The organism is Nitrospirillum amazonense, from assembly GCF_007828035.1.
In the GTDB taxonomy this organism is placed as follows: Bacteria; Pseudomonadota; Alphaproteobacteria; order Azospirillales; family Azospirillaceae; genus Nitrospirillum; species Nitrospirillum amazonense.
Genome location: NZ_VITV01000001.1, coordinates 17,232 through 38,035, shown reverse-complemented (window position 1 = coordinate 38,035; position 20,804 = coordinate 17,232). Strand labels below are relative to the sequence as shown.

17 protein-coding genes are annotated in these 20,804 nt (G+C 68.9%); 6 read left to right on the top strand and 11 right to left on the bottom strand.

Annotated elements, in window-relative coordinates; genetic code table 11:
- Positions 1-39: 39 nt before the first annotated feature.
- From FBZ87_RS00145 to FBZ87_RS00100, 10 genes are all read right to left on the bottom strand, one after another.
- A complete protein-coding gene (locus tag FBZ87_RS00145) occupies positions 40-2,400 on the bottom strand; it encodes a glycoside hydrolase family 2 TIM barrel-domain containing protein (protein ID WP_145608191.1) in 2,361 nt (786 codons plus the stop codon).
- Complete coding sequence (locus FBZ87_RS00140) at positions 2,400-3,782, bottom strand: glycoside hydrolase family 53 protein (RefSeq protein ID WP_211106794.1); 1,383 nt, start codon at positions 3,780-3,782, stop codon at positions 2,400-2,402. The genes FBZ87_RS00145 and FBZ87_RS00140 overlap by 1 nt, the downstream gene beginning before the upstream one ends.
- Positions 3,783-3,994: 212 nt before the next feature.
- Positions 3,995-5,713, bottom strand: coding sequence for an alpha-keto acid decarboxylase family protein (locus FBZ87_RS00135; RefSeq protein WP_186454493.1), 1,719 nt, complete (start codon positions 5,711-5,713; stop codon positions 3,995-3,997).
- 76 nt (positions 5,714-5,789) lie between these two features.
- Positions 5,790-7,499: a flavin monoamine oxidase family protein gene (locus tag FBZ87_RS00130; RefSeq protein WP_145608188.1), complete on the bottom strand. Its 1,710-nt coding sequence runs from the start codon at positions 7,497-7,499 to the stop codon at positions 5,790-5,792.
- Between the two features lie 98 nt (positions 7,500-7,597).
- Complete coding sequence (locus FBZ87_RS00125; RefSeq protein WP_145608187.1) at positions 7,598-9,022, bottom strand: MFS transporter; 1,425 nt, start codon at positions 9,020-9,022, stop codon at positions 7,598-7,600.
- Positions 9,023-9,099: 77 nt separating this feature from the next.
- Positions 9,100-10,470 (bottom strand): multicopper oxidase family protein, encoded by a 1,371-nt coding sequence (locus FBZ87_RS00120; protein ID WP_211106793.1) that lies wholly within the window; start codon positions 10,468-10,470, stop codon positions 9,100-9,102.
- Positions 10,467-11,870 (bottom strand): TolC family protein, encoded by a 1,404-nt coding sequence (locus FBZ87_RS00115; RefSeq protein ID WP_145608185.1) that lies wholly within the window; start codon positions 11,868-11,870, stop codon positions 10,467-10,469. Before FBZ87_RS00115 ends, FBZ87_RS00120 begins: the two co-directional genes overlap by 4 nt.
- A gap of 307 nt (positions 11,871-12,177) precedes the next feature.
- A complete protein-coding gene (locus tag FBZ87_RS00110) occupies positions 12,178-12,555 on the bottom strand; it encodes a hypothetical protein (protein ID WP_145608183.1) in 378 nt (125 codons plus the stop codon).
- 170 nt (positions 12,556-12,725) lie between these two features.
- Positions 12,726-12,911, bottom strand: coding sequence for a DUF3008 family protein (locus tag FBZ87_RS00105; protein WP_040843936.1), 186 nt, complete (start codon positions 12,909-12,911; stop codon positions 12,726-12,728).
- A 52-nt stretch (positions 12,912-12,963) separates the two neighbouring features.
- Positions 12,964-13,365, bottom strand: a complete 402-nt coding sequence (locus FBZ87_RS00100; RefSeq protein WP_145608182.1) for a hypothetical protein — start codon at positions 13,363-13,365, stop codon at positions 12,964-12,966.
- A 320-nt stretch (positions 13,366-13,685) separates the two neighbouring features.
- Between FBZ87_RS00100 and FBZ87_RS00095 the strand changes: the two genes are divergently transcribed.
- The 6 genes from FBZ87_RS00095 to FBZ87_RS00070 all read left to right on the top strand — a co-directional run bounded on the left by FBZ87_RS00095 (position 13,686) and on the right by FBZ87_RS00070 (position 18,556).
- A complete protein-coding gene (locus FBZ87_RS00095; RefSeq protein ID WP_004272020.1) occupies positions 13,686-13,841 on the top strand; it encodes a DUF3309 family protein in 156 nt (51 codons plus the stop codon).
- Between the two features lie 47 nt (positions 13,842-13,888).
- Positions 13,889-14,164, top strand: a complete 276-nt coding sequence (locus tag FBZ87_RS00090) for a hypothetical protein (protein WP_088873523.1) — start codon at positions 13,889-13,891, stop codon at positions 14,162-14,164.
- Positions 14,165-14,290: 126 nt separating this feature from the next.
- Entirely contained in the window at positions 14,291-14,548 is a 258-nt protein-coding gene (locus FBZ87_RS00085; protein ID WP_138918527.1) for a hypothetical protein, read from the top strand.
- Positions 14,549-14,782: 234 nt separating this feature from the next.
- Positions 14,783-16,123, top strand: coding sequence for an ergothioneine biosynthesis protein EgtB (gene egtB / locus FBZ87_RS00080; protein ID WP_246134160.1), 1,341 nt, complete (start codon positions 14,783-14,785; stop codon positions 16,121-16,123).
- The gene (gene egtD, locus FBZ87_RS00075) at positions 16,120-17,091 is read left to right on the top strand and encodes an L-histidine N(alpha)-methyltransferase (protein WP_145608180.1); all 972 of its coding nucleotides are present in this window, start codon (positions 16,120-16,122) and stop codon (positions 17,089-17,091) included. Before egtB ends, egtD begins: the two co-directional genes overlap by 4 nt.
- A gap of 124 nt (positions 17,092-17,215) precedes the next feature.
- Complete coding sequence (locus FBZ87_RS00070; protein ID WP_145608178.1) at positions 17,216-18,556, top strand: GntP family permease; 1,341 nt, start codon at positions 17,216-17,218, stop codon at positions 18,554-18,556.
- Between the two features lie 152 nt (positions 18,557-18,708).
- Here the strand turns inward: FBZ87_RS00070 and FBZ87_RS00065 are convergent, their stop codons facing one another.
- Positions 18,709-20,772, bottom strand: a complete 2,064-nt coding sequence (locus FBZ87_RS00065) for a M3 family metallopeptidase (RefSeq protein WP_145608177.1) — start codon at positions 20,770-20,772, stop codon at positions 18,709-18,711.
- Positions 20,773-20,804: the final 32 nt, after the last annotated feature.

Sequence of the window (20,804 nt, the reverse complement as noted above, 5' to 3'; positions counted from 1 at the left end):
GGAACGTACCTTGGACCACTCCCTCGCCGGCCGTCCACCTCAGCGCACCGGCAAGCTGACCGCTGCCAGGCCGGCGCTATCCGCCGTGACGGCGCCGTTGAGGCTGTCGCCCACGCGGATGAGGAAGCTGGCGGTACCGGCTTCCGTGGGCACGTGGTCGGGGCTCATCAGCGTCAGATCGCCAGCAAGGCCCAGGTGAATGTCGGTGCCGGTGGTGGGGATGGGGGTGCCGTCGGCGTCGACCAGGCGGGCACGGACGAACAGCACGTCGTTATGGCCGGCGGCGGGGGCGACGCCCTGGGTGTCCAGCGACAGTTCCAGATGATGGGCGGCGCCGGGGGTGCGCACCCGCTGGTGGACCACCGCGCGGTCGCCGATGTAGGCCACGGCCTCCAGCGTTCCGGATTCGAAATGATCGAGATGGAAGGTAAAGGGCGGATGGCGCAGATGGGTGGACAGACGGTCCCGGTCCGGGGCCTGGCGGGCGACCAGCCGGCCGTTCAGGCGTAGCTCGACGGTATCGGCATTGCTGAACACCCGTACCGCCGTGCTACTCTCCGAGGTCCAGCGGGTGGCGATGTAGACCATGGCGCCGATCCCGTCGGCCTTGGCGTCGCGCTGGCTCATGAAGAAATAGGCGGCCGGCTTGGGCAGGCGGTCGATGCTGTAGACGCCGGAGGTTTCCAGGTCCGGGGCGTAGCCGCGGTTGTAGTCGAACATGCCCCAATAGCCGTCACCCACGGCGGTCATGCCAAGATTGTCGTTGTGCGCCTCCTGCACGTTGGTCGCCTGTTGCAGCAAGCCCTTTTCCGCGCCGCCCAGCTCTTGCCGGCTGCTGCGTTCCTGGGGCAGCAGGTCGCCCCACTGGCCCTGCTGGAAGCCGGCGTTCATGGCGTAATACTCCCAATCGCCGTATTCGGAGACGATCAGGGGCTTGTCGGGGGCGGCGGCCGGCGCCTCTTTCTTGCCGGCCTCCGGCAGGCGATGCTGGCGGGCCTGGAGGTAGACGTCATAGGCGCGCGGCATCCAGCCGGCAGAATAGACGCCGGGGCCGGGCAGTTCCTCATGCACCGTGGCATGCAGCGCGTCCACCAGCGCATCCGCCATGGGGGATTCGTTCAGGGAGCATTCCCACGCCAGCACGCTGGCATGGTTGCGGTCGCGGCGGATCATGTCGCGGCAGGTCTGCACCACCTGGGCGGCGAAGGCGGGGTCCTGCGGCGCGTACTGCCAGCCGGGGATGCCGTCCAGCACCAGCAGTCCCACCTCGTCCGCCGCGTCCATGAAGGCCGGGTCCTGGGGATAGTGTGACAGGCGGACATAATCGAACCCGGCGGCCTTGATCAGGCGCGCCTCCCGCCGGCTGGCCTCCGGCGACAGGGCGTAGCCGACATAGGGGTATTCCTGGTGGCGGTTGACGCCGCGCAGGAAGGTCTTGCGCCCATTCAGCCACAGCCCGTCCTTGGTCATGACGATGCCGCGCAGGCCGACGCGGGTACGACGGCTGTCCACCACCTCGCCGTCCGCCACCACCGTCGTTTCCAACTCATACAGCGCCGGGTCATCCAGCGACCATAGGTGGGGGTGGGGCACCGATAAATCCTGCGGCAGGGCCAGGGCGGTGCCAGGGGCCAGGGTCACAGCCCCGCTGGCTGTCCGCGCCGCTGTCTTGCCGTTGCGGGTCAGGCGCTGCATGACCGTGAAGTGCCGCGCCTGGGCGCCGTCGTTGCGCACCTCCGTCGTCACCGTCAGGTCGGCGCGGGTGCTGTCGACATGGGGCTGCCGCACGACGATGCCGCCGCCGGCGACATGATCGGCCAGCATCTCATCCGTGATGTGCAAGGGGGCGCGGACGCTGAGCGTGACGCCCCGGTACAGGCCGCCATAGGTGTTAAAGTCCAGGTCTTTCAGCGGTTTCGGCCCCGTCACCGCGTTGTCGCGGTTGTCCAGGTGCACGACCACCTCATTCTCCCCTTCCGCCTTCAACCCGTCCGTCAGATCCAGGGTGAAAGGCAGGAAGCCGCCCAGGTGGGTGGCCAGGTGGCGGCCGTTCAGCCAGACGTCGGCCACGTTCATGGCGGCTTCGAAGCGCAAGGTCACCCGCTGGCCCTTCCAGGACGGATCGCTGCGGAAGCGCTTCACATAGAAGGCGTCGCCCTGCCATTGCGGCTGTCCCGCCGACTGGATAATCCGCGCCTCCAGGTGCGCGGTGTGGGGCAGGCGCACGGTTTCCCACGTCCAGTCCGCCGGGGGCAGGGCCTCATGACCCAGGGCCGGGCCATCCTCCACCCGATGGAATTGCCAGCCATCGTTGAAAGGCATGTCGGTGGCGAAGGCGGCGGAGGCGCCCAGTAGCAGGGCCAGGGCGGCGGCGGTCGTCTTCAGAAGCGGCTTCAGCATCAATGACCGGCTTTCGCGGTGATGGTCGTGGCGGTGGTGACGGTGCGGGTGGCGACGCCATCCTTGCCGGCGGGCAGCAAGGGGTGCTCAAACCCCGGCCCGTCGAACAGTTGGTAATGGATGGTCGTGCCCGGCATCACGGTGGCGTGGATCTCAACGCGGCCGTCCTTGGCCTTGACCGGGAAGCCGCCGGCGCCGTTGTCCAGGAAATCCGCCCAGAAATAGGGCGTGGCGCCGGCCGGTACGGTCAGGCGGAAGGTGACCGGCATGGGTGTCGGGTAATGGGCCCCGACATAGTCCCAGCCGGGCAATGCTGCGTGCTGGGCGCCGTAGCCGAACAGGGCGGCGTTGCCCCAGGTGGTGCCCTCGCCCCAGCGGGTGCGGCACTGGGTGGCGACCCAATCCGGTGCCCAATAGACCATGCCGATGCCGCCGTTGGCGATGACGGTCCGGGTGACGTCCAGCAGATAGGCCCGCTGTCCCGCCGGCGTGGCGGGATAGGCGGGATCCAGGCTGTCGTCCCCCAGCACACTGGGCGAGGCGCTGCTGGGCTCCAGCGTCCAGGGATAGGCGGTTTCCACGAGCAGCACGTGTTTGTCGAAGCGGGTGGCCATGCGGTTGACGGTGCGGCCCATGACCGTGATCGGCTGGCGCGACCATTTGCGGTAATAGCTGAGGCCGATGATGTCGAAGTCGGTGACGCCGGCGGCCTCGGCATCGGCGAACCAGGCCTCCAGGTTTTCCGGCTGGGCCACGTGCAGCATGATCTGGATGGGGTGGCCGGTGGCGGCCGCCGCCTCCCGCACCGCCCGGATGCCGGCGTTCAGCAGGGCGGCGTTGCGGGCCCAGCGGATGGGCTTCCCCTCCGTCTTTGGCGCCCGCAGGATGTCGCCGTTGGTCTCGTTGCCCACCTGCACCATGTCGGGCGTCAGGCCCTCAGCCGCCAGGGTTGCCAGCGTGTCGCGGGTGAAATCGTGCACGGCCTGCACCAGGGCGGCCTGGTCCAGCCGCTCCCACGCCTTGGGGATGGGCTGGTTGTCGCCGTCGGCCCAGTCGTCGGAATAGTGGAAGTCCAGCAGCACCTGCAACCCGGCCTCATGCGCCAGGCGGATGCTTTTTTTCACATCGTCCAGGGTGCTGTACCGGGTCCAGTCCGGGTTGTTCCAGAGGCGGACGCGGATCAGGTTGCCGCCGTGCCGGCGCAAAATCTGGAAGGGATTGGCGGCCTGCCCGTTGTCGGTGTAGACGGCGCCGCAATCGGCCATCTCATTGGCGAAGGACAGGTCGGCACCCAGATAGGGCGCCCCGGCCAAGGCGGACGATGACGACAGGAGGACGGCCAGGGCGGCCGGCACCATCGGGCAGGACAGATGCAGGGACAAGGCGACCTCACTTCCGGGCCAGGGCGGGCGCCCTGGAACCCCCTCCCAGGGGCGTTCGTTCTTTTATGGCCCGGCGCGACGTCGGGCATCTCATCCACCGAGACGCTTTTTTATCATATAAATAAGATCGCGATGTCAACCACCCAGGAGCGGACGTGAAAACGGGGCGGACATCGCTGCCCGCCCCGCTTCTCGTCCCATCGCAAGACCTGTCACTGTCCCGGGCTGGGCGGGGTGTTGGTGGCCAGGCGCAGGATTTCCGAGGGGATGTCGCGTTCCGGCAGCACCACCTGCACCAGCCAGACATGGTCCCGGTCCTCCTTCACCTCCGCCAGCACCGTTTCAAGATGCTCCAGCGTGGCGACGCGGGCGGCCTTGGCGCCCAGGGCGCGGGCGAATTCCGCATACTCCCACTTCGGGATCTTGTTGTAGGCGTTGAAGGGCTGGTCCTCCGTGTATGTCGCGGAATTGGTCAGGGCCTGCTCGATGCCATAGACGGCGTTTTCCATGATGAAGACGACCGGGTTGCGGCCGTAGTGCGCCATGCTGGAAATGGTCTGAGCCACCATCTGGAAGCCGCCGTCGCCGGCGAACACCACGGGTCGGGCGGCGGGATCGGCCACCGACAGGCCAAAGCCGGCCGCCGAGGCATAGCCGATGGCCCCCCAGGCCGCCTGGCTGACGAAGCCGTTGGCGCGGTTCACCGGGATGTTGCAGCTGACATACATGCTGCTGCTTTCATCCGGAACCAGGGTCATGTCAGCCTCCACCCACGTCTCCATGCGTTTGAAGAAACGGGCATAGGTGACCAGGTCGGGCGGGAAAGGCCTATAGTCCGGGTCGATGGTGGCGGGGCCCTTGGTCGCCCAGGGCTGGCGCGCCGGCTGGTCCTTCAGGGCGGCGGCCAGCGCCGCCAGGAAGTCGGCCAGCGGCACGTCGCTGTAGGTGGCGGCGCCAATGCGCACGGCGTTGTCATAGGCCACGATCATGGTGGTGAAATCGGCCTGGACGATACCCTCGTAATCATCGGTGATCAGGTCACCCGTCACCACCAGCAGGTCGGAGTCCGCCACCGTCTGGTAGGTGGTGTAGTCCGACGACGGCCCGGTATAGGTACCGACGAAGCCCTCTGTCGTCTCGGCCAGCACGCTCTTGGCCAGCAGGCTGGTGATGTAAGGCAGACCGGTCTGGGCGCGCAAGGTTCGGAAGGCGTCCTGCAGGCCATAGCGCTGCAGTTCCACGCCGGCCCAGAACAGGGGCTTGGCGGCTGCGGTAATGCGGGCTGCCGCGTCGGCCGCCGCCTGGGTGACGGCGGTCTGGCTGCAGGGCGGCTTGGGCACGGCCAGGGCCCCCTGGGGCCGGGTGCACTCGGCGTCCCACAGGTTGCGCCACAGTTCCAGGTAGACCGGCCGCTTGTAGGCCAGCGCCAGGCCCAGCGCGCGGTCGATCTCCGCCGGGGCGTGGGCCGCGTCGCGGATGATCTCCGCCGCCACCGTGATGTGCTGATAGGCGTCGCGGTCGGCGCGGTAGGTGCCGGTGGCGTGGTGCAGCAGGATTTTGTAGGTGCGGGCGAAGGGGCGGTCGGTCGCGGCCGTGCCGGGGCTGCCGGAGATGGCCACCACGGGCAGCCGCTCCACATACGATCCCGCCACCGGGTTGACCAGCGAGAAGGCGCCCACGCCATAGGTGACGGCGGCGCAACCTATGCCGCGCAGGCGGGCATAGGCGTCGGCGGCGTAGCCCGCCTCCAACTCCGACCGGCAGCCCAGTCGGGTCAAGGGGGTGTCCGGGTTGCGGGCCGGGTCGTCGATATAGTCGAACCAGCGGGCGACATAGTCGCCGGGCACGGTGAACACATCGCGGAGGCCCGCCTCGTACAGGCGCTGGATCAGGTAGTCGCTGACGGTAAAATGATCGGGCAAAGGGTTCATGGGACGACACCCTCCGGGTATGGAACGGGGCGCCATGGGCGCGCGCCCATGGCCGCTGGAACGGAATGGGACAGGATCACGGCCCCAGGATTGTTTCCGGCAGCCCCGTCAGGTATGCCGGCCAGGCCAGGTCGAATTTGTCCTGCAGGACGTGCTCGGCCGTCTGCAGGCAACCCTCGACCCAGCCCTGGTTGTTGGAATAGGCCTCGCCGCAGATGTAGACCTTCTCCGCCGACAGGGGCTGGCGGATGCGGGGCATCAGCAGGTTGTAGCGGAAGCCGGCCTTCCATTCGTGCCAGCCGCCGCCGTAGGGGTCGCCCGACCAGTCGTGGTAGATGGCGGAATAGGGCTGATCCACGTCCACCAGGCCATGGACCTCCAGGATCTGGCGGTGGGCGCTGGACACCATGGCGTCGGTGGCGACGCATTCGGCCAGCGGCACCACACGCTGGTCGTCGCCGGTGGCGGCGGCCTGCTCCTTGGCCAGGGGTTTCACGTTCTGGGGCCGGCGGCCGACGAAGGGGGGCCCATGCTCCAGGCCCTTCCAGAAGGGCACGGTGGTGATGTCGTTGTATGAGGCCATCAGCAGGGACCGCATGTTGCCCTTCTCACCGCCCGGCTGGTCTTCTTCCGTGCCGAAATAATAGATCTGGCGCACCGGCAGGTCGGTGATGGACCGGCCGGCCACCAGATTCATGGCCCGCCACCAGGGATAATCGTAGGCCAGCAGCAGCTTGAAAGCGTCCTGGATCAGGACGCTGGACAGCATCTCCTTCACGCCTTTCTGGTCCCAGCCTTCCCAGTCGATCAGTTCCAGCGAGCGGCGGGGCAGGCCCAGGATGATGTCGCGGGCGTGCACGATTTCGGGCGGTACCCCCTCCTTGTCCTTGGTCTCCTCATGCACGCCGCCGAAGTCGGTGTCGATCACGCGGGTCTCGGTGACGATGAAGGTCAGCTTGTAATGGCCGTCGGCGTCCTTCTCGATCTTGGCCAGGCGCCGGTTCATATGGATCTCGGCGCCCTGCTCGGTCGCCTGTTGGGCCAGGGTCAGGGGCAGGCGCTGATAGCCGCCGGTGATGGCGCGGAAGCCGTCGGTGTTGGCGTATTCCGTGGCCGGCAGTTGCGCCACCGCGTTGGCGTTGGCGACGTTGGCGTCATAGCCGCCGGCGTCCTTCATGAACTGATAAGCCTCGGAACTCAGCGTCTGCGACATCAGGTTCCAGAAGCCGTAGGTGTACAGCGGGTGACCGTACACCCGGGTGTCCATCCATTGTTCCAGGGTCAGGTTCTGGTTGTTGGGCACCAGCAGGTTCATGGCGAAGACCTGCAGGTCATTCACCGTCTTGCCGCGCTCGTTCCAGCTGAGATTGTAGGGCACCTGGGCGGGATCGGCCTGCTGCTTCACCAGCAGGTGCTTGCCGCGCAGGTAGAGGATGTTCTCCTTTTCGCCGATGGGCTGGCCATCGGGCCCCTTCTCGGGATTGCCCATGAGGAAGACGTGGCTGGGCAGGTCCAGCGCCTCGATCAGATTGCTGACCATGGGTTGGTTGGACGTGGGATCGTCCTTTTCCGGCACGATGTAGCGCATGCCGCCCAGCTCCGCCGCCACGTTGGGCATGCCGGGAAAGGTCTTGGTGTACAGCCGGCCGCCGATGCGGTCGCTGTATTCGAACAGGGCCACGCGCCGCTTGCCCTCCTTCAGGCCCTGCGGGCCCGTCAGACGCCAGGCGCAATAGGTGCCGGCGACGCCGCCGCCGATCACCGCCACGTCCAGGATCTTGCTCATCCGATATCCTCCCCCGTGGATGCCGGCCGCATCGTGGCGCCGGCGAACCGTCAGGGCACAATACTCGTTATGCGCGCAATCCGAAAATCAATGCTTCGTTAACGGGTATTCGCTGGCTCGTGCCCGCTGACGTTCCGGGCGGCGTCGGGCGCCAGTTTCCAGGCGTCGTAGAGGCTCAGCAGCACGGCGGCCCCCATGACGAAGAAAGCGTTGCGGAAATCGGTCAGATCCGACTGTCCCTGGGGATGGCCGCGCAGGAAGGCGCCCAGGTTCAGGGCCAGCGCCCCCGCCACCACGCCCAGGCCGGAGGTCAGCTGCCCCAGCATGGCGGCCAGGGTGTTGGCGGCCGAGACCTCTTCCTTGGGCACGTCGGCGAACTGGATGGTGCCCAGGCCGGTGAACTGCATGGAGCGGAACAGGCCGCCCAGGAACAGCACCAGCCCCACCACCGGCTTGGGCGTCTCCGGCGTGAATAGGCCGCAGGCCGCCAGCGACAGGGACATCAGCACCCCGTTGACCAGCAGCACCCGGCGGAAGCCGAAGCGGCGCAGCACCTGGTTGGTCACCATCTTCATCGACAGGTTGCCGGCGAAGATGCACAGCACCAGCGTGCCGGACTGAAAGGCGTCCAGGCCCAGCACGGTCTGGAACAGCAGCGGGGTCAGGAAGGGCACGGTGCCGATGGCCACCCGCTGCACCGACCCGCCCCAGACGGCGATGGCGTAGGTCGGCAGGCGCAAGGCGTCCAGCTTGAACAGCGGCGCGGGGTGGCGGCGGCAATGGCGGACGGTCAGGACCGACAGCGCCAAGCCCAGGGCGATGCCGCCGACGGCTTGCGCAGGCGCCCGCGCGCCCTGGCCCAGGGTGTCCAGGCCGAAGACCAGGGCCACCAGGGCCGCGCCCGACAGCAGAAAGCCTTTCACATCCAGGGGCCGGGTGTCGGTCGGGCGCTCGTTGGGGACCCAGGCGATGGTCATGGCCAGCGCCGCCAGGCCCAGGGGCAGGTTCAGGAAGAAGATCCAGGGCCAATCGGCATAGGTGACGATGAAGCCGCCCAGCGGCGGCCCCAGGACCGGCGCTACCAGGCCGGGCCATACGGTGGTGCCGATCGCGCGCATCAGGTCCTTTTTCTCGGTGATGCGCAGGATGATCAGCCGCCCCACCGGCACCATGGCCGCCCCGCCCAGTCCCTGCAGCACGCGGGCGGCGGTGAAGGTCCAGAGGCTGGGGCTGAGGCCGCACAGCAGGGACGACAGAGTGAACAGGGCGATGGCGCCGCCGAACACCGTGCGCGGCCCCAGCCGGTCGGCCACCCAGCCGCTGATGGGGATGAACACGGCCAGCGCCAGCAGATAGGCCGTCATGCCGATGTTCATGTCCACCGGCGCCACGCCGAAGGACCGCGCCATCTCCGGCATGGCGGTGGCGATGACCGTGCCGTCCAGCAACTCCATGAAAAAGGCGCCGGCCACCAGGTAGGTGACAGCGCGGCTGTGGCGGGCAGGGACGGCGGGGTCAGGCATGGGGACGGGCGGGACATGGGAACGGGGAAGCAGGGCGACTATGGCGTGCCGTCCCGCTTCCGTCCCACGCTTTTAGGTCAGCCCACCTTCCAGGCCATGGTGCCCTTGGGCGCCTTGTACCAGCCTGGGTCGCGGTAGTCGGCGGCCACCTCGTCGCGCACCTTGATCACCGTCACCATGCCGCCCATGTCCAGGCCGCCATAGGGCCCCGTGCCGGTCATCATGGGCGGGGTGTTGGCCGGGCCGGGCATCATGCCGGCCATATGCCCCATGTCGCCCATGCCGCCTTCACCCATGGGCATGTAGCCCGGCAGCTGCGCGCCCAGGCGCTGGGCCACCTCGCCCTGGCTGACGCCCAGGAAGTTGGGGATGTCGTGGCCCATGGTATTCATGGCGTGGTGGGTCTTGTGGCAGTGGAAGGCCCAGTCGCCCGGGTTGTCGGCCACGAACTCCACCGTGCGGGTGCTGCCCACCGGCACCTGGATGGTGGTTTCCGGCCAGCGGGCGCCTTCCGGGATCATGCCGCCGTCCGTACCCGTCACCCACATGTGGTGGCCGTGGATGTGCATGGGATGCTCGTGCATGGACACGTTGCCGATGCGCAGGCGCACCCGCTGTCCCGTCTTCACCACCAGGTGTTCCACGGCGGGGAAGACCCGGCCATTGATGGTCCAGGTATCATGTTCCAGCATCACGGCCGGGTCGGGGCGCGAGGTGCCGGGGTGGATGGCCCAGGCGTGCAGCATCATGGTGTAGTCGCGGTCCACCTGACCCACGGCGCCGTCCCTGGGGTGGATGATGAACATGCCCATCATGCCCACCGCCATCTGCACCATCTCATCGAAATGCGGGTGGTACATCTGGGTCCCGTGCTGGCGCAGCGTGAACTCGTAGGCCCAGGTCTCCCCCGGCGGGATGGGCGGGGCGGACAGGCCGCTGACCCCATCCATGCCGGAGGGCAGCAGCACGCCATGCCAGTGGATGCTGGTGGGCTCCGGCAGCTTGTTGGTGACCAGGATGCGCACCCGGTCGCCCTCCACCGCCTCGATGGTGGGGCCGGGGCTGCTGCCGTTGTAGCCCCAGACCTTGACCTTGAAGCCGGGGGCGAACTCCTGTTCGAATTCATGCGCCGTCAGGTGGAATTCCTTGACCCCGTCCTTCAGGACGAAGGGCAGGGTGCCGCCGTTCAGGGTGATGGTGGCCGGCCGCTCCGTGCCCGGCACCAGCTTGGGCGGGCGCGGCGGGGTGACCGCCGCCGCCACCGTCTTGCGGTCCATGGACATGGCTCGGGGCATAGTGCGGGGGTTGGCTGCTGGCTTCGACGGAGCCATGTGGTTCGCGTGGTCTTGCGCCGCAGCCGGCGTGCCCCGCAGCAGGGCGCCGGCCCCGCCCAGCAGGGCGGCGGACTTCAGCAACTGGCGGCGGCCCCAGGGAAGATAGGTGGTCATGACGGGCCTCCCGGCTGGGGCGCTTCGTTGGGGGTGGGTTGGGAAATGGTCTGGCGTCCGCCCGCCAGGCGAATCAGATCGCCATCGGCCAGCCAATAGTCGCGGACGGCGGTGATGTAGCGGCGATAGGCCGTCAGGCGGGCCTGTCGCGCGGCCATGACCTCGAACGGGCTGGTCAGCATGTAGTTGTATTCGGCCATGCCCAGGCGGACCAGGCGGTCCTGCAGCGGCAGGACGGTGTGTAAATAATGGTCCGCCAGGTCGCGGGCGCGCACCAGGCGGTCGCGCGCCTCTCGCGCTTCCGAGCGCAGGTCCACGGCCAGTTGCAGGGTGCGCCGCGCCTCCTGCCGATACTCGGCCTCCGCCTTGGCCACGGCCGGCTGGCCCTGGTCGAACAGGGGCAGGGCCAGGGTCAGGGACGGGCCGATGACCAGGGATCGGTCGGTTTCCCGCTCCCCGGCCACGCCCAGCTCGCCGTCGGTCCAGAGGCGGCTGGCGTCGGCCAAGCCCAGGGCGGAGGCCTTGGCGGCGGTGGTGCGACGGGCGGCGTCCAGCTTCAGGTTGCCGGCGATGACGGCGCTTTCCACGGTGGCCAGCCCCGGTTCCTCAGGGGGCAGGGGCGGCAGGTCGCCGGCCACGCTCCACTGCGCCTGCGGGCCCCACAGGCCCATCAGGCGGGTCAGCGTCTCCCGCGTGGCGGTGACATCTGCGGCGGCCTCTATGCTGTCCACCCGGGTTTCCTCCAGGGCGGCCTGTTCGGTGGCCAGGCGACGCTCACTGACGTTGCCGGCCTGGTTCAGGCGGACCATCAGGTCATAGGCCGCCTGCGCCGTGTCCAGCGCCTGGGCCAGGGTCTGCGCCTCCTCCAGCGCCGCGCGGTGGCGCAGATAGGCGGCCCGGGTCTCGGCGGCCAACTCCACCACCTCGGCGCTGACAGTCAGCTTCACCTGCTCGAACCGGTCCGCCGCCACCTGTCGCCGGGCGGGCAGCCACAGCAGGTCCAGGAAGTTGGCGACGACGCTGAATTCCAGTTTCGGCGGCTCCGCCCCCTTGGTGGGAAACTCGGTGGCCAGCGACAGGATGGGGTTGCGCAACAGGCCGGCCTGCACCAGGTCGGCCTGGGCCACGCCCAGGTCCTCATAGGTCGCCTGCAGGCCCGGGTTGTTCAGCAGCGCCACCTGCACGGCGCCGTCGGCGGTCAGCGGCCGGGCCAGCAGGGCGGCCACTGCCTGGCCGGCCTGCGCGTCGGCGGCGGCGTCACGGTTCCAGGCGACGCGCTGGGGCACGCGGGTCTCCAGCTGCTTCTGCACGTCGGGGAAGCCGGCCTCGGGCGGGACGGTGGCGCAGCCGGCCAGCGCGCCGGCCATCATCAGTGGCATCAACCATGTCGATACGGTCATGGCGTGCTCCCGTGGCGGGAACCATGGTCCATGCCAGGCATGGCCGGCATGGGGGCGGCATCCGGGGGGGCCGCATCCGGGACGGGCGCCGCCGCGGCGGGTGGCACGGGTCGGGTCCAGGGTGTCACGGGGGCGCCGGCGTCGGCGGCGCCAGTTTGCGGCGGAAAGGCGGGGGGTGCCACGGGGGCGCAGCCCGCCACGGTCGCCAGCAGGGCGACGCGCGCAAGGAATGGGGGCATGGGAAAGCTCGGAATAGGGGGCGAACCGGTCGCGGGGATGCGCGGGGGCCTCAAAAGGGCGCCCGGCCTCAGGCGATGCGGCTGGGTCTGGGCGGTCCCAGGGCGGGCGCCAGGGCCAGGCCGGCGCCCCGGCTGTCGCCGGCGGGCACCAGCACCAGCGGCGCGGCGGTCCGCTCCGCACCCGGCAGGCCGGACGGCACCAGCAGGCCGGCGCACCCCGTGGCGCAGCCCGCCATTCCGCCGGCGCAGCAGCAGTCAGCCGTTTCATGGCAGTCGTGGGCGGCGGTCGCGATGGGGTGGTCGGCGGGGGCGGCGGCAAGGGCAGAGGATGCGGCCACCGTGACGGCCTGCCCGCAATCATGCGCCCGTGCGGGGGCAGACCAGCCCGTGACCAGGATCACGAGGGCGAGCAACGCCAGCAGGGGAAGCGGGGACAGCCGGATCATGGCGCCGACTATAGCGCCCTGGCCGGCGCCAGCAAGGGGCAAAGCCAATGTGGCGGGGCCGGCGCACAGATATGAGGAGGGGGGCTGGGCGTCGCCGCCCGCCCCCCCTCGTTCGTGGGCCTACCAAGTTCGTGGTTGGCCAATTCTTGTCGGCGCGTCGTGACCGACACTCAGTGATGGACGTGTTCGGCCTTACCCTTGCGCTTGGTCGACGCCATGTCGTGCAGCTCCTTCTCGCTCATGGATTTCTCCATGGAGCGGGAGGCGCCCTTCAGCTCGCTTTTCTTGATGTCGCCGCGCTTGGCGGCGAGCGCCGCGCCGGCGGCCTTTTGCTGGGACTGGGATTTGGCGGGCATGGATGTCCTCCATATGCTGGGTTGGCATTCGCCAGGTGGGTTATCAGGGGGGTTAAAGGCCGATGGTGGTTTCCATCTGCCGGGCACCGGCCGCTAGGGGTGTCGCGGCCAGGGGTGTTTCGATGGGCAGGGCCTCCGCCGGGGGCGGGCCGGTGTCGTCCGCCTCCTTGTCCTCATACTCGCGCAACAAGGTGCTGCCCCAATAAACGGCCATGAGAATGGCGTAGAGGGTGATCATGGCGGCCACGGCGCCGAAGGTGGCGAACAGCATCGTGTGCAGAAAGACCGGGGCGCTGGCGGGCACGCCCAGGCCACCGAAGAAAAAGGCGCCCATGACGGCGCCGATGGCACCCAGCAGGGCCTCCACCGTGAAAAATCCCGGCCGGCCGTTGACGATCCTGCCGCAGACCAGGCCCAAGACGACGCCCAAGCCGACGCAGAATAACAGCTGCATGACGATGTCCCTTCATCTCATCGACGCCCGGGTCGTCGACGCCCGGGGTGCTGGGCCTGCCCTTGGGGCTGGGGGCCTGGCCTTTGGGCTGGGCCGTCATTTGGGTTGGGCCGGCATTCGTGCAGTCTAAATCAGGCCCCGCCGCCTTTGTTCCCCGCCAATGGTCCGACCCTCTTTCGCAGGAAGACGCTTCGGGCAAAGCTTCGCTGCCGTGACCAAAGTCCTAGGCTGGACCGGATGGCCTACGCCGGAACAAATGACTGCCGGCGTGGTTGGGTTCGTCAGCAATTGACAACCGAACCCTGTTCAGGAGGCCCCTCATGATCGGAACCGTCTTATTGGTTATTTTGGTCCTGTTGTTGATCGGCGCCCTGCCCAGCTGGCCCTACAGCAGCGGCTGGGGGTACGGCCCCAGCGGACTGCTGGGCCTGGTGCTGATCGTCGTGCTGGTCCTGGTGCTGACAGGCAGAGCCTGACGCCCGCCCTTCGCACCGCTGTCCCACGCCAAACGACGGAGGACAAGATGACGAGCCAGGACCTGGGTCGCCTTCTAGGCGACGTTTCCAGCCACTTCGAACGGCCGCACGATATCGTCGTGTCCGACCAATACACCCGCGACCAGAAGATTCAGTTGCTGCAGCATTGGGAACATGACCTTCAGCTGCTGATGGTCGCGTCGGAGGAAAGCATGACCGGCGCCACCCCCGGACAAACCGCCGAACAGATGAAGGCGGTTTGCGACGCACTGTCGGCCCTGGGCGGGCTTGAGCGTCCGTCTGGCCCTGGGAAGGTGGGGTAGCCCCGTCCAGGTAGAGGTAACCCGCTTCGGGCAGAACGGCGGGAACAAATCACCGCCGGCGCGGGTTTCATACCCATCACTTCGATCCCGCCATCCCATCCCGGAGACAATAAGGAGATCAGTCCCATGGCTAGCATGAGCATCGACGATGTGACCGGTAAGGCCTCGGACATCGCGGCGGATACCGCCGCCGCGGCGAGCCGGGCTGGCCGCACCGCCTATGACGCCCTCCGCGAAGGCGCCTATGCCGCGGCCGACTTGGCCAAGGCCAAGGGCGATGTCGCGGTGCAGGAAGTGAGCACCCGCGTGGCGGCGCGACCCCTGACCGCCATCGCGCTGGCTGGTGCCGCGGGCTTCATCCTGGCCCGGCTGTGCAGCCGCTGACCCAGGTGTTTCGGGAACGGCCCCGGTGTTCCGGGGTCGTTCCCCATGCTTGCCTTCCTTGCAATCCCCCTGGTGAGTCCTAACCTTAAGGGGCGTTGCGCGTTTCGACACGATTACGCGTAGTCCGTGCAATACGGGGCATGGCCGGCATGGTTCAGTCATCCGCTACGGCGACGGCGCGGGGCTGATTGCCGGCCTTTCCATCGGGGCTTTCCTACCAGGGGGACATTGCCTGTGCCTTTCGCCGTTCCGGTACCCGCCCATCCGGTACCCCCCCATCCGGTACCGGCTGACGCCGCACCGCCGGTGCAGCCCCCTTTGTCGCTGGCGGGGCGTCACCGGCCGGCCGATGCCCAGGCGCGCTATCGCGCCGTCCGCCAGGAGACGCTGGCCCGAACCCGGGGCCTGACCGCCGAGGACCAGACGCTGCAGTCCATGCCGGACGCAAGCCCCACCAAATGGCATCTGGCCCATACCACCTGGTTTTTCGAAACCTTCCTGCTGACGGCGCTGGTGCCGGGCTATCAGCCCTTCGATCCCAGTTTCCGCTACCTCTTCAACTCCTATTATGAGGGCGTGGGCGAGCGCTGGCCGCGCCCCGCGCGCGGGCTGCTATCCCGTCCTACGGTGGCGCAGGTGCTGGACTACCGCGCCCATGTCGACCGCGCCATGGACGCCTGGCTGGCGGGGGGCGTCGATGCCCGCGCCGCCGCCCTGCTGGAACTGGGCCTGCAGCATGAGCAGCAGCACCAGGAACTGATCATCACCGACATCAAGCACGCCCTGCTGCTGCACCCTTTCCCGGCGGGCGTCTTCCCGCCGCCGGCGACGCCGGCGCTGACGGCGGGGGATGTGGTCTGGCGCGGCGTGCCCGCGGGCCTCTACGCCATTGGCGCCACGGGGCAGGAGGACTTCATCTTCGACAACGAAGGCCCCCGCCATAAGGTTTGGCTGGAGGCGTTCGAGATCGCGGATCGCGTGGTCACCAATGCCGAGTATCTGGACTTCATGGCCGATGGCGGCTATCGCCGTCCGGACCTGTGGCTGTCCGATGGCTGGGCCACCGTGCAGGCCCAGGGCTGGCAGGCGCCCCTGTACTGGCAGCGGGGGGATGAGGGCGAGTGGCAGGTGAAGACCCTGTCCGGCGTTCGCGCCATCGATCCCAATGAACCCGTCTGCCATGTCAGCCAGTATGAGGCGGACGCCTACGCCAAGTGGGCCGAGGCGCGCTGGCCCGGCGCCCGCCTGCCGACGGAGGCGGAGTGGGAGATCGCGGCGGGCGAACCGGGCCAGCGGCCCGGGGACGACGGCAGCTTCCACGCCCATACCGCGACCGGCTTCTATGGTGACGTCTGGGAATGGACGGCCAGCGCCTATACCGGCTACCCCGGCTACCGCCCGCCCGATGGCGCCATCGGCGAATACAACGGCAAGTTCATGAGCGGCCAAATGGTGCTGCGCGGCGGGTCGCGCGCCACCCCGGCCGGCCATGTGCGCAAGACCTACCGCAACTTCTTCCCGCCGGCCGCGCGCTGGCAATTTTCCGGCATTCGACTTGCGAGGACGACGCCATGACCGTGACGGACGTGATCGATCGTGTGAGCTTCATGGATTTTGAGCCGGCCACGGCCAGCTTCCGCGATGATGTGCTGGCGGGCCTCTCCCACCCCATCCGCCGCATCCCCTGCAAATATCTGTACGACGCTGCGGGAGCCGCCCTGTTCGAGCGCATCTGCGAACTGCCGGAGTATTATCCCACACGCACGGAGCTGGCTATGCTGCAGCGCCTGGGGCCGGAGATCGCCGCGCTGGCGGGGCCGGAGGCGCAGGTGGTGGAGTTCGGCACCGGCGACGGCCGCAAGAGCCGCCTGCTGCTGAACGCGCTGGACCGCCCCGCCTCCTACGTGTCCATCGACATCTCCCGCGACCAGCTGATCCGCGAGGCGGCGGCCCTGGCCCTGGACATGCCGCAGATCGAGGTGATGGCCGTCTGCGGCGACTATACCCAGCAGACCCTGTCGCTGCCCACCGTGGGCCGGCGCCGCGTGGGCTTCTTCCCCGGGTCGACCATCGGCAACCTGACGCCGGTGGCGGCCACGGCCTTCCTGGCCCGGTGCGCCAACATGCTGCCGGGTGGGGCCATGCTGGTGGGCGTGGACATCCCCAAGGACATCGCGGTGGTGGAAGCCGCCTACAACGACAGCGCGGGCGTCACCGCCGCCTTCTCCCTCAATCTGCTGGCCCGCATCAACCGCGAGCTGGGCGGCACCTTCGACCTCTCCGGCTTCCGCCACTACGCCTACTTCAATGAGGACCAGTCGAAGATCGAGATCTTCCTCATCAGCCAGCGCGAGCAGCGCGCCGCCGTGGCCGGCCGCTTCTTCCATTTCCGCGCCGGCGAACGCATCCACATCGAGGACTCATACAAGCTGGCGCCTGCCACCTTCCAGAACATGGCCCGCGCCGCGGGGTTCGAGCCTGCGCAGGTGTGGGTCGATCCGGACGGCCTGTTCAGCCTGCACTGGCTGCTGGCGCCGTTGTAAGTGCCAAGGGAACCGGTGGACAAAAGCGCGCCCGCCAAGGAAGCTCCGATCCGGGAGTGAATGGCCTGGAAGGATGGGCGATGGCATTGGCTGATACCGGTTCCCGATTTCGCGGGGCGGCCGCGTGGTAGGCGGCGACCTTTGGCTGGTCCTGGCGGCGGGCGGTTGCATCGCCCTGGCCGTGGTCCTGATCATCCGGCTGAAGCTGCATCCCTTCCTGGCGCTGCTGTGCGCGGCGCTGGCCCTGGCGGTGGCGCGGGGCATGGCTGCGGATCGGGCCTTGGCCGCCCTTCAGAAGGGCTTCGGCGACATCATGGGCGGGGCGGGGCTGGTGGTGGCCCTGGGCCTGACCCTGGGCGCCATGCTCAAGGTCTCCGGCGCCGCTGCCGCCCTGGCCAATGCCACGGTGGGGGCGGTGGGGCCGCGCTGGCGGCCCTGGGGCTGCCTGCTGGCCTCCCTGGTCCTGGGCTTGCCCCTGTTCTTCGAAACGGGCGTCGTCCTGCTGTTGCCCATCATCGCGGCCCTGCCGCTTACCGGCGACCGGGGCGGGGGCGACCGGGGCGGGCGGCAGCGCCTGCTGCTGATGCTGCCGGCGCTGGCCGGGCTGTCGGTTTTGCACGCCCTGGTGCCGCCACATCCCGGGCCCATCATCGCGGTGGACCAGCTGGGCGCCGGCGTGGGGCCGACCCTGGTGCTGGGCGTGCTGCTGGGTCTGCCCATCGCCGTGCTGGCCGGGCCGGTGTTCGCCGGCTTGATCACGCCCCATGTCGCTGGTGGGGACGGTGCCCGGGCCGAGATGCCGGACAGGCCGCTGCCCTCACCCTGGACGGCGCTGGCCGTCATCCTGCTGCCGGTGGTGCTGATCGCCGCCAAGGCGGTGCCGGGCCTGAGCCATGGGCCCGTGCTGTCCCTGCTGGGTGCCCCGCCGGTGGCTCTGCTGCTGGCCAATCTGGTGGCCCTGGCCGCCTTCTTCAGCCCTGGGACGTGGGGTGGGGGAAAGCCGGTCGATTGGGACGCGCTGTGGCATGAGGCCATGGCGCCGGCGGCCAGCATCCTGCTCAGCATCGCCGGTGGCGGCGCCTTCAAGCAGGTGCTGGTGGAGGCCGGGCTGGCCGACACGCTGGCGCGCTTCGCTGAGCAGGGGGCGGTGTCGCCCATCCTGCTGGCCTGGGGCATCGCCGTGATGATCCGCCTGGCCACGGGCTCCGCCACCGTCGCCACCATCACCGCGTCCGGTGCGCTGACCTCGGTCGCGGCCACCTCCGGCGTGGCGCCGGAATGGCTGGTGCTGGCCGTGGGCGCCGGCTCGCTGTTCTTCTCCCACGTCAACGACCCGGGCTTCTGGCTGGTGAAGAACTACCTGGGCCTCAGCACCGCCGACACGCTGAAGACCTGGTCGGTGATGGAAACCATCGTCTCCGTCACCGGCCTGATCCTGGTGCTGGCTGCCAGCCACCTGTTCTGACCTTGGCTCCAAGAAAGCCGATGGCGCGGGAATATTCCCGCGCCATTGGTGGCCCGCGACCGGGGCGCCGGAGCTTTCCGGGGAGCGTAGCGGACTGGAAAGTGAGGAAGGCAAGCGGCCGGATGGCCGCGCCCGCCGTCTGACGGCACCGCTTACGCCGCCAGACCATACCGCTTGAGCAGCGCGTCGTTTTCCGGCTCGCGCCCCCGGAAGGCGATGTAGCTGTCCAGCGCGGGGCGGGACGAGCCGACCGCCAGCACCTGCGCGCGGAAGGCCTCGCCGGCCGCCGCCCTGTCGCCTTCCAGGAACTTGCCGAAGCCGTCCAGGGACAGCCGCTCCGCCCACAGGTAGCTGTAATAGCCGGCGGCATATCCGCCGGCGAAGATGTGGGTGAAGGCGTGGGCGAAGCGGTGCCATTCCGGCGGGGTCAGCACCGCCACCTCCGCCCGCACCCGCTCCAGCAGGGTCTGGATGCCCTGGGCGTCGGTGATGCCGGCATCCAGGTGCATCCGCAGGTCGAACAGCGCGAACTCCACCTGGCGCAGCAGGGCCAGGGCCGCCTGGAAGCGCTGGGCCCCCAGCATGGCGTCGAACAGGGCGTCGGGCAGGGGCTCGCCGGTATCGACATGGCCGGACATGGAGCGCAGCACCTGCCGGTCCCAGGCGAAATTCTCCAGCAGCTGGCTGGGCAGCTCCACCGCGTCCCACTCGAACCCGGTGACGCCGCTGATGGAGGGGTAATCGACCTCGCTCAGCACATGGTGCAGACAGTGCCCCATCTCATGCAGCAGGGTCAGCACGTCGCCGTGGCTCAGCAGGCTGGGCTTGCCCCCCGCCGGCGGGGCGAAGTTGCAGTTGAGATAGGCGACGGGCAGCTGGGTCCCGTCCTGGCGCTTCAGGCGGGCGCGGCATACCGCCATCCAGGCGCCGCCCTTTTTGCCGGTGCGGGCGAACAGGTCCATGTACAGCCCTGCGAAGGGCACGCCGTCGCGCGACAGGGTGTAGTAGCGCACGTCCTTGTGCCAGACGCGGATGCCTTCCTCCTCCGTCAGGGTGATGCCGAAGACGTCGCGCAGCAGGGCGAGCAGGCCGTCCAGCACGCGGGGCAGGGGGAAGTAGGCCTTGATCTTCTGGTCATCGATGCTGTGCAGCGCCTGGCGCAGCTTCTCCGCCACATAGCCGTTGTCCCAGGGCTCCAGCGCGTCGATGCCCAGGGTGTCGCGGGCGAAGGCCTCCAGCTGCGCCTTGTCGGCCAGCGCCGGCTGGCGGGCGCGGCGGGCCAGGTCGCGCAGGAAATCCACAACCTCGGCACCCGACCGCGCCATCTTGGTGGCCAGCGACAGGTCCACCGGGTCCATGAAGCCCAGGAGGGTCGCCGCTTCGCGGCGCAGGGCCAGGATGGCGCCCATGCGCTCGCTGTTGTCCAAGGTTTCCGGCTTCAGGCCCTGATCGGAGGCGCGGGTGCCATAGGCGCGGTAGACGCGGGCGCGCAGGTCGCGGTTGTCGGCATAGGTCAGGATGGCGCGCACCGAGGGCTGGTGCAGGGTGACGGCCCAGCCGTCGAGGTTGCGCGCCGCCGCCAGGCTGGCCAGCATGGCCTTGTCGGCCTCGGGCGCTCCTGCCAGCAGGGCCTCGTCGGTGATGTGCTCCACCCAGGCCTCGGTCGCGTCCAGCACGGCGCTGCTGTAGGCGGTCTGCAGGCGGCCCAGCTCCACCTGCAGGGCGGCGAAGCGCTCACGCTCGGCCGTGGGCAGGGCGACGCCGCCCAGCTTGAAGTTGCGCAGGCTGAGGTCCACCAGGCGCCGTTCCGTCGGGCCCAGGGCCGACGGGTCCACGGCGGCGTAGGCGGCGTAAAGGTCGGGATTCTGCGCGACGGAGGAGGAATAGGCGATCAACCGCTCCAGCGCCGCGGCGTGGGCGGTGCGCAGCTCCGGCGTGTCGGCGACGCTGTGCAGGTGGCTGACCGTGGCCCACAGGTCGGACAGCTCCGCCTCCGCCTGTTCCATGGCGCGGCAGACGGCGTCGAAGCCCCGGTCGCCTCCCTTGATGACGGCCTGGACCACGGCCTCGTGCCGGGCGATGGCGGCCTCCAGCGCGGGGGCCACGTGCTCCGGCTTCACCGCGTCGAAAGCGGGCAGGCCGGTGGTGGCCAGCAGGGGATTCTCAGCGGTGCCGGCGCCGGCGGCGATGTCGGTGTCGGTGGGCGTGTTGCTCATGGGTGCGCTCAAGTCCTTGATCTGGGCGTGCC